4 protein-coding genes (1 of these 4 only partly in view) are annotated in these 6,583 nt (G+C 72.9%); 2 read left to right on the top strand and 2 right to left on the bottom strand.

Features of this window, described 5'->3' with window-relative positions; all coding sequences use genetic code 11:
* Positions 1-1,625 carry the 5' portion of an FAD-binding and (Fe-S)-binding domain-containing protein gene (locus MET2598_RS0106170; protein ID WP_018260237.1) on the bottom strand. Its footprint begins 1,327 nt before the window's first position, so the window shows 1,625 of its 2,952 coding nt (coding positions 1-1,625); the start codon lies at positions 1,623-1,625; its stop codon lies off the left edge, out of view.
* A gap of 111 nt (positions 1,626-1,736) precedes the next feature.
* Here MET2598_RS0106170 and MET2598_RS0106165 point away from each other — a divergent pair, with 111 nt between their 5' ends.
* The gene (locus MET2598_RS0106165; protein WP_018260236.1) at positions 1,737-2,930 is read left to right on the top strand and encodes a pyridoxal-phosphate-dependent aminotransferase family protein; all 1,194 of its coding nucleotides are present in this window, start codon (positions 1,737-1,739) and stop codon (positions 2,928-2,930) included.
* Between the two features lie 31 nt (positions 2,931-2,961).
* On the opposite strand, the gene MET2598_RS42620 is transcribed toward MET2598_RS0106165, so the two are convergent.
* Positions 2,962-4,149, bottom strand: coding sequence for a Hint domain-containing protein (locus tag MET2598_RS42620; RefSeq protein WP_018260235.1), 1,188 nt, complete (start codon positions 4,147-4,149; stop codon positions 2,962-2,964).
* Between the two features lie 1,653 nt (positions 4,150-5,802).
* On the opposite strand from MET2598_RS42620, the gene MET2598_RS0106155 reads away from it, so the two are divergent.
* Positions 5,803-6,351 carry a phage tail protein gene (locus tag MET2598_RS0106155; RefSeq protein ID WP_026190547.1) on the top strand — a complete coding sequence of 183 codons (549 nt, stop codon included), beginning with the start codon at positions 5,803-5,805 and terminating at the stop codon, positions 6,349-6,351.
* Positions 6,352-6,583: the final 232 nt, after the last annotated feature.

The raw sequence follows: 6,583 nt of genomic DNA, 5'->3' as shown, positions 1-6,583 counted from the left end.
GCCGGCGCCGCGACCCGGTAGCCCGCGGGGAAGCGCATCAGGCCGCGGTCGTCCATCCGCAGGGGCCGGACGATCTTGCCGGGATTGAGGCGGTTCTCCGGGTCGAAGGCGTCCTTGACCGCCTCGAAGGCGCGGGTCAGCCGCGGCCCGAACAGGGGCGCGATGAACTCGGAGCGCGAGATCCCGTCGCCGTGCTCGCCCGAATACGAGCCCTTGAAGCGGCGCACCAGGTCGGCGGTCTCCTCCGCGATGGCCCGCATCGCGGCGATCCCGGCCTCCTGCTTGAGGTTGAGGATCGGCCGCACGTGCAGGCAGCCGACCGAGGCGTGGGCGTACCACGTGCCCCTCGTGCCGTGGCGGGCGAAGAGGGCCGTCACCGCGTCGGTGTAGTCGGCGAGGTGCTCCAGGGGCACCGCGCAATCCTCGATGAAGGAGACGGGCTTCGCGTCGCCGCGCATCGACATCATGATGTTGAGGCAGGCCTCGCGCATGCCCCAGACGGTGCGCTGGCGGGCGGGCTCCACCACCGGCACGACCGCCCCGGCGAAGCCGTGATCGGCCATGCAGGCGTCGAGGCGGGCGAGGTCGCGCGCGAGCGCGGCCTCGGATTCGCCGGCGAACTCGACGAGGAGCAGGCAGTCGGGCCGCCCCCGCGTGATGTCGGCGAGCGTCGCGCGGAAGAGCGGGATGTCGGCGCCGAGCACCAGCACGTTGTTGTCGACGAGCTCCACCGCCACCGGATCGAGGGCGACCAGGGCCGGCACCGTCTCCATGGCGGCCCGGAACGACGGGAAGTGGCACACCCCCATCACCCGGTGGGCGGGCAGGCGGGCGAGCCGCAGGGTGACGGCGGTCGTCGCCGCGAGCGTGCCCTCCGAGCCGACGAGGAGGTGGGCGAGGTTCGGGCGCTCGGCCAGCAGCGCGTCGAGATTGTAGCCGCCGACCCGCCGCTGCACCTTCGGGAACCGGGCCTCGATCTCGTCCCGCTCGGCCTCGGCGAGGCGCCGCATCCGCGCGGCGAGGTCCTCCGCCCCGGGCGCGCCCTCGGCGGAGAGCGAGAAGGCGGTGCCGTCCGCGCGCAGGCCGTCGAGGCCGAGCACGTTGTCGACCATCTTGCCGTAGCGCAGCGAGCGGGCGCCGCAGGAATTGTTGCCCACCATGCCGCCGATGGTGCAGCGGCTCGCCGTCGAGGGCTCGACGGGGAAGAACCAGCCATCCGCCTTCAGCCGCGCGTTGAGGCGCTCCAGCACCGTCCCGGGCTCGACCGTGACGGTGCCGGCGGCCGGATCGTAGGCCAGCACCCCGTCGAGGTGGCGCGAGCAATCGACGACGAGCCCCGCGCCGATCGGCTGCCCGTTCTGCGAGGTGCCCCCGCCCCGCATGACGACCGCGACCTCGTGCTCGGCCGCGACCGCGAGCACGGCGGCGATGTCGGCGCGGGTCCGCGGCAGCACCACGCCGCGCGGCATGATCTGGTAGATCGAGGCGTCGGTGGCGTAGCGCCCGCGGTCGAAGGCGCCGAACAGCACCTCGCCCGAGACGGCCTCGCGCAGGCGCCGCTCCAGGGGCGCCGAGGACCCCGCCTCCCGACCCGCCGCCCCCGGATTGCCCAGAGACCCGTGCATCGCCCCCTCCCCTGCCGCCGCGGGCCGGCCGCCGGCTCTTGCCTCTGCCGCATACATAATACAAAATTCAGATCACGCCAAAACCGCAGGCCGACAGCCGGGAGGACCCTCATGACGCACGCGCCGGGCCGCCACTTCCTGCAGATTCCGGGACCGACCAACACGCCGCTGCCGGTCCTCGCCGCGATCGCCAGGCCGACCATCGACCATCGCGGGCCGGACTTCGCCCGGCTCGGCCGCACGGTGCTGGCGGAGATCCGGCCGGTCTTCGGCACGACCAACCCGGTGGTGATCTACCCGGCCTCCGGCACCGGCGCCTGGGAGGCGGCGCTCGCCAACACGCTGTCGCCCGGGGACCGGGTGCTGATGTTCGAGACCGGCTGGTTCGCGACCCTCTGGAGCCGCCTCGCCAAGCGCCTCGGGATCGAGGCGGAATTCCTGAAGGGGGATTGGCGCTCGGGCGTCGACGCGGCCGCCATCGAGGCGCGCCTCGCCGAGGATGCGGGCCACGCCATCAAGGCGGTCTGCATCGTCCACAACGAGACCTCGACGGGGGTGACCTCGAACGTGGCGGCGGTGCGCCGGGCGCTCGACCAGGCGCGCCACCCGGCCCTGCTCCTCGTCGACGCGATCTCGTCGCTCGGCTCGATCGATTACCGGCACGACGCGTGGGGCGTCGACGTCACCATCGCGGGCTCGCAGAAGGGGCTGATGCTGCCGCCCGGCCTGTCCTTCAACGCGGTCTCGGACAAGGCGCTGGCCGCGTCGCGGTCGGCGCGGCTGCCGAAGTCCTACTGGAACTGGGAGGAGATGCTGGCCGCGAACGCCACCGGCACCTTCCCCTACACGCCTTCCACGAACCTGCTGCAGGGGCTGGCGGTGGCCCTGGAGATGCTGCGGGCCGAGGGCCTGCCGGCGGTCTTCGCCCGCCACGACCGCGCCGCGGCGGCGACCCGGGCCTGCGTGGCCCATTGGGGCTTCGAGATCCAGTGCCGCAATCCGGAGGACTATTCCTCGGCGCTGACCGCGGTGCGCCTGCCCGAGGGCCACTCGGCGGATGCGCTGCGGGCCGAGATCCTGGAGCGCTGCAACATGTCGCTCGGCAACGGCCTCGGGCCGCTGGCCGACCGGGTCTTCCGCATCGGCCACCTGGGCGATTTCCACGACCTGATGGTCACCGGGACGCTGGCCGGCGTCGAACTGGGCCTGCGGATCCGCGGCATCCCGCACCGCCCGGGCGGCGTCGAGGCCGCCCTGCAGGTGCTCGCCGGCAACGCCGGCCCGGCGGCGCTCGCGGCGGAGTGAGGGGGGCGAGGGCTCAGCCCTCGCCGGGACCTCACCCGGCCGGCCGCCGGCGCGGCGCGGCCTCGCCCTCCCGCGCCGCGGCCTCGGCTTGGGCTGCGGCCTCGGCTTGGGCCTCCGCCCGGGCCGCGATCTGCGCCCGCGCCGCCGCCAGCACCGGGCCGGCCACCGCCAGCGGCGCGCAGGCCGCCTCGTAGGTCAGCGGCAGGAAGACCGGGTGCAGGCGCGTCACCCCGCCCGCCTCCTCGAAATCCGCCCGCTGCCCGGCATCGAGGTAGCTCTCGCAGGGCACGCCCTCGGCCAGGACCACGTCGTGCAGGTCGAGTTCCACGTGCAGGTACTCCACCTCGGCCACGGCCTCCACCGCCACGCCGCGCCCGTCGACCAGCAGGCCGGCCGGGATCAGGTGGCCGGCGAACAGCACCCCGTGGCCGGGCGAGAGCAGGAGGTCGCGCTCCGGCAGGCCCGGCGCCAGGGCCCCGGCCCGGATCCGCACCGGGCGGACGCGGTCGGGGCGGGGATGGGCGTCGGGGCGCAGGCGGCGGCGCCCGATCCAGACCACCGGCCGGGCCTCGCCGGCGGCGGTGAGGAGGCGGTCGCCGACCGCGAGATCCTCGACGCGGCGCGCGCCCGTGGGCGTGAGCAGGCGGGTGCCGCGGGTGAAGCATTCGGGGCCGGTGGCGCCGGTGGCCCCGGCCGGTCCGGTGGCCCCTGTGGCGCCGGCCGGTCCGGTGCTCCCGGTCGCGCCGGTGGCTCCGGCGGTGCCCGTCGCCCCGGCCGCCCCCGTCGCGCCGGTCGTGCCGCCGGCGCCCGTGGCCCCAGCGGGATCGGTCGCGCCCGCGGCGCCCGTGCTGCCGGTCGCCCCGGCAGCGCCGTCCCTGCCCGTGGCACCCCTCGCGCCGTCCGCGCCGGTGGCACCCGTCGCGCCCGCGGCGCCGGTGCTGCCGGCCGACCCCGTCGCACCGATTCCGGTCGCGCCGGTCGCACCCGCAGCCCCGGTGCTGCCGGTCGCCCCGGTGGCGCCGTCCCTGCCCGTGGCACCCCTCGCGCCGTCCGCGCCCGTGGCGCCGGTTGCGCCTGCGGCCCCCGTGCTGCCGGTCGCCCCGGCAGCGCCGTCCCTGCCCGTGGCGCCCCTCGCGCCATCTGCGCCCGCGGCGCCGGTGCTGCCAGCCGACCCCGTCGCGCCGATTCCGGTCGCGCCGGTCGCACCCGCAGCCCCCATGCTGCGGGTCGCCCCGGTGGCGCCGTCCCTGCCCGTGGCACCCCTCGCGCCGTCCGCGCCCGTGGCGCCGGTCGCACCCGCAGCCCCCGTGCCGCCGGTCGCCCCGGCAGCGCCGTCCCTGCCCGTGGCGCCCCTCGCGCCATCTGCGCCGGTGGCACCCGTTGCGCCCGCGGCGCCGGTGCTGCCGGCCGCTCCCATGCCGCCGGTTGCGCCTGCGGCCCCTGTGCCGCCGGTCGCCCCCGCGGCGCCGTCCCTGCCCGTGGCGCCCCTCGCGCCGTCCGCGCCGGTGGCACCCGTCGCGCCCGCGGCGCCGGTGCTGCCGGTCGCGCCCCCGGCGCCATCCGCGCCCGCGGCGCCGGTCGCGCCCGTGGTCCCCGCCGTGCCCGTCGCCCCCGTCGCACCGGCGGATCCCGTCGCACCGGTCGCGCCCGCGGCGCCCGTCGCGCCATCCGATCCCGTGGCGCCGGTCGCCCCCGCGCCCGTCGCGCCTGTGGCTCCGGTCGCCCCCGCGCCCGTGGGGCCCGTGTCTCCCGTCGCACCGGTCGCGCCTGTGGCGCCCGCTCCCGTGGCGCCCGTCGCACCGGCCGTGCCCGTCGCGCCGGTGGAGCCCGCGGCCCCGGTCGGCCCGGTCGCGCCCGTGCCCGTGGCGCCGGTGGCCCCTGTCGCGCCTGTGGCTCCGCTCCCCGTTGCGCCAGTGGCGCCCGTTGCGCCCGTTGCGCCGCTGGCACCTGTCGGCCCGGGTGCGCCCCCTCCGGCCGTGACGGTGACATTCGAGAAGACGAGCTTCGCGTAATTCACGTCATAGTTCGCTCCACCCAAACCGTTTGCCTTGTCGACGCCGCCAGCACTAAGTGTTGCGGACGCGCCGGTATCCTGGCCATTCGAATTGTAGACTGCTGAACTGGTGAGGCTCGTCGGTGCTGGTGAATTAAAGTAGGTTGGATTTTCGATGATGGCGGTGAAGCTGCGGCCGCTTCCGACGGTCGCCGTGGTTGTCAGCGAGAAATATGCGGAAGTTCCTGTGGTGATGCCTGAGGGTGTAAAGTAATATCCTGAAGATCCAATAAAATTAGATGCAGACAGGGTCGATGTGCCGGTCGTGTCATAAAGAAGTACGATGCCTGAATTCGAAACTGCATTTGTTAGGGGCTGTACGAAATTTGCCGTTACCGTGATCGTTCCGTAGGCCATCGAACCCGATCCCCAAATGTTCCGCCGCCGCTTGTGCGGCGTTGCCGACAGCAAAGGTGGCGAAGGGGACCGTCACGCGGAGGACGCGATTTCGCCAGCCGGCCCCGCCGAATGACCTTGATCTCTTCCGTTCGGAGAGATTGGTGGTCAAGTCCTGTGAGCGGGATGGGAGCGGATGTTCGCCAGATCAGTGAGACGTGTTGCCGAAAAGGCATAATTCCTTTAATACGAATACATAGTGTGAGTTTATACATATGCTGGTATATAGTAACTTTGGCTTCGTCGGCTACCATGATGGCGATTTCAGCGCGATCATGAGAGAGGTGACAGTTTTATAAACTGCATGTGGACTTGAATGATATAATCAGCTAGGAGGACGCGGTGCACAGGAGCGGTCCTGTTGCTGTGCATGGTGTCCCGTGGTTTCTCTTAATTTCCGTGTATCTTTAAAAGGAGGTGGGTATGACGGCGCCATATGTTGGTCAAATCACGCTGTTTGCCGGGAATTTTGCTCCCAGAAATTGGGCGTTCTGCAATGGCCAGATCATGCAGATTGCGCAGCACCCAGCGCTGTTCGCGATTCTCGGCAACACCTACGGCGGCGATGGAAAGACGACCTTCGCCTTGCCTGATCTGCGCGGTCGCGTGCCGCTGCATCCCGGCCAAGGGGCCGGCCTGTCGAGTTACGTGCTCGGCCAGCATGCGGGGACCGAGACTGTGACGCTCGGCGTCCAGCAGATCCCCGCGCATTCGCACAAGATCACTGGGGACGCGACCGACGGCAACGTCAGCTCGCCCGACAAGGCTCACCTGGCACAGGCGACGGTGACGATCGGAGGAAGGCCCACGCCGGTTCTCAATCACACCTCCGGCACGGCGGCGAAACCGGTGTCCCTGGCGGACGACACGGTCCAGAATGCCGGCGGCTCGCAGGCCCATCCCAACATTCAGCCCTACCTCGCGCTCAACTTCATCATCGCTGTCGAAGGCATCTACCCGGCCCGGAATTGACGGGGCCCGGCGGAGGGCCGTGGCCGCCGGGCCCGGGAAGCACGCGCCGTTCCCGCTGGGGTGGCGCGCCTTGGCGCGGCCCCGACCCCCGCGCCCGGCGGCTTTCGGCAGGACCGACGTCGGGTTCGAGGCGCGTCCGGTCGACGCGCCCGGCGCCGCGCAGGCGGCGGTCACGTGGCCGAGGGCGAACCCGACCGCGGAACGAGGCCCGCTGGCCGCAGCGGCGTGCAAC

Origin of the sequence: Methylobacterium sp. WSM2598 (assembly GCF_000379105.1) — a bacterium.
Taxonomy (GTDB): Bacteria; Pseudomonadota; Alphaproteobacteria; order Rhizobiales; family Beijerinckiaceae; genus Methylobacterium.
The sequence above is the reverse complement of the archived record's forward strand: the minus strand, read 5'-3'. Positions and strand labels throughout refer to the sequence as shown.

What these genes read in the sequence shown, in the direction of transcription:
- MET2598_RS0106165 (WP_018260236.1), top strand. Translation starts at nt 1,737, where the DNA reads ATGACGCACGCGCCGGGCCGCCACTTCCTGCAGATTCCGGGACCGACC.
- MET2598_RS42620 (WP_018260235.1), bottom strand. Translation starts at nt 4,149, where the DNA reads ATGGGGGCTGCGGGTGCGACCGGCGCGACCGGAATCGGCGCGACGGGG.
- MET2598_RS0106155 (WP_026190547.1), top strand. Translation starts at nt 5,803, where the DNA reads ATGACGGCGCCATATGTTGGTCAAATCACGCTGTTTGCCGGGAATTTT.